Annotated in this window: 1 pseudogene; it reads left to right on the forward strand. The window is 56.8% G+C overall.

Features of this window, described 5'->3' with window-relative positions:
- Positions 1-2,668, forward strand: a pseudogene (locus NE623_RS14370) (hypothetical protein); the annotation flags it as partial.

Raw genomic sequence — 2,668 nt, forward strand, 5'->3', positions numbered from 1 at the left:
TTTGCAGAGGATGCCCCTGCCACGCCGGAGACAGCTTCAGCGGCCACACCGGAAAGCGCTGCACCCGCAGAACAGCCTGCGGCATCGGACGGCGGGCTGTCGGTGGAAGAAATCCAATCTCGGATGTATCCCAGCTTGCCGCAGACGGCTACCGGGTACTACCTCGACTCCAACGGTCTGCCGGTGCTGACCGGTGAGACAAAAATCAGCATCGAGGGTTGGGGCGATGAGGATTACCGTGACTACGATGCCGACAGCACGATTCAAGTCGCACTGGATGAGGCATTGCTCAATACCGACAGCGCCACAGCCTCTTTTCCCCGCATGGACGGTGAGGACTACGCCATCGTCCCCATCAGTATGCAGGTGCTGTATCCTGCCAACGGCGGCAGTGCGGACATCACATTGCCCGACAATGTAGAACTGCTGGGATACAGCTTCACCAGTGGCGACCTGTGTGCCGCCACCGAGGAAGAACGCCAGCGGCAGCTCCATTATGATTTTTCCGAAGTCACGGCATTGGTGACAGGTATTTACGTCAAGGCCACTGAAGATTTCAGCGTTACGCTGACCTATACAGACTCGGAAACGAGCCTAAAGAAAGCGCTCCATGTCACGCTCGACGATTCTGCGCCGTTCCCCGGCATTTTGCAGGAGCGTTTTGAACAGGAGGCGCAACCTGCATCCTGCTCAGCGGACGCAGGTGTTGCAGCTTACGCAGGTTTGCAGGTCACGCAATGTGTTTACACCAGCGTGGGCTGGATGAACTATCTCGGCGGACAGCCCGCTCTGTGTGCCGATAGCGGCAAATGGGCGTGGGGTCCCGGTGCGACTTACGCCAACAAGTATCCGCCGGTAGCCAATTATTCCTCGGCGGGCAGTGTTTGGGTATTGGCCTCGTTCTTTGGTAAAGGCTGGACGGCGGATCAGGCAACCATGTGGGCACAGGGCTTCAACAGCGGCGCACCGTCCGCGGTTTCTGCTTGCGCGGTCGAGGATGCCACCGACAACAATGCCTACCTTGACCGCCTTGTGTGGCAGGCAGAGCAGTTTCCGGACAGCCTTGCCGGTGAAATCGTGAACGGCACAGCAGTCTATGCAGACGACGATGCAGAAACGGTGTACATTGGCACGTTGTATGTCCCCAGCAACGCCGCGTGGCAGCGGTTTGTCATTTTGGATTACACCCCGGTCACGCTGGGCGGAGATAACGAGATCCCAGAACTTACCCCGGAGGGGCAGCCTGTGGACAAACCGTGGAGTGCCAGCTATGAGCGCACCGAAACGCTGGATTTTTCGTATAGCATCAACACGGACAAAATCCAGTTGGAAACGCTGGAGAAGGTGGACGGTGCAGGCATCGACATTGCCCCGATTCTGGATGGCATCCCCGCCAACATCAACGGCGGCAGCTGGACGATTACCCCGGCAGGCAATCAGTCGGTGACCACAGGCGGTCACACGCAGGACGATAGCTACCACCTCAATGGCGGCGATGCCTCCGCCACATGGACGGTACATTACAGCGTCAGCAAGTCGGCATCCCAAAGCGGCAGCGTAACCGCAAACAGTGAGCAGGATGCAGACGCACAGGCATCTGCGGCACAATCTGCTGCGCAGAGCGCCTGTGAAAGTCAGGTCAATGGTGAAATCGAAGCAGCGCTGTCGGCGGTACACGGATACTTCGATAGCCTGAAATTCAGCTATGACGAGGTCACCATCCCGCATGGCTTTGATTCAACGCCCGGCGCGCTGGGCAGCCACCAGACTATTACTGTTCCGGCTAATAGTTCCAATGACTATAAAATGCAGAACGATGAATGGTCGGTAAAAGTCAGCATCGACAAAATCGACAGCGAAACCAAGCAGCGCATCATGGGCGATGCCGAGTTTAAGATTTTTGAGTGGGACACCGTTCGGCAGTGCTATATCCCGTTTGGCGGATACAACCGGTACAAAGTCGAGCGCCAAGCAGACGGCACTTACAAGGTCATCAACCACAGCAATTATGCCAATGGTTCTGACAATATCTATTACACCCAGCGCAACGAGGGCAAGTTTGTCATCGTGGAGAGCCGCGCACCCAGCGAGTATTACGGCGATTGGACGGATGTGACCAAACCCGGCACGGCAGGCTCTGTTCTGGGCAAGCGGGCGTATGCCTTTGAAATTACCAAAGCACAGGACGGTCAGACGATTTGGCTGGGCAACGCCGATTATAACGCCGACATTACTACGGCCAACAGCGGCGGCACGCTTATCGACACCGGCGAGGGTGTGGTCACCATCACCTTTGGCAGCCGCAAGGCAGATAAGACCTACGCCACAGACCCCATGGGCATTGCCAACAACGAAGATTCCTACATCATGCACGCCAACGCCGACAAGGTGCAGAACGACCGTGTCCTCGGCAATATTCTGCTGACAAAAGTTGATCTGGATGCCGCGCGGTATCTGGCTGCGGGCAGCAACGGCGACACCACGCTGGAAGGTGCTGTGTACGATCTATACGCCGCAGACACCATTGAACATCCGGACGGTGTTTCGGGTGTGGTGGATTACTCCAAAATCATCGATGCCAACGGCGCACCCATTTGGCACACGACTGTTTTAACCAACGGCGGCTGGGATACCGATTACCTGCCCATTTTGCAGAAAGACCGGCTGG

This window comes from Gemmiger formicilis, from assembly GCF_024462815.1.
Classification (GTDB): Bacteria; Bacillota; Clostridia; order Oscillospirales; family Ruminococcaceae; genus Gemmiger.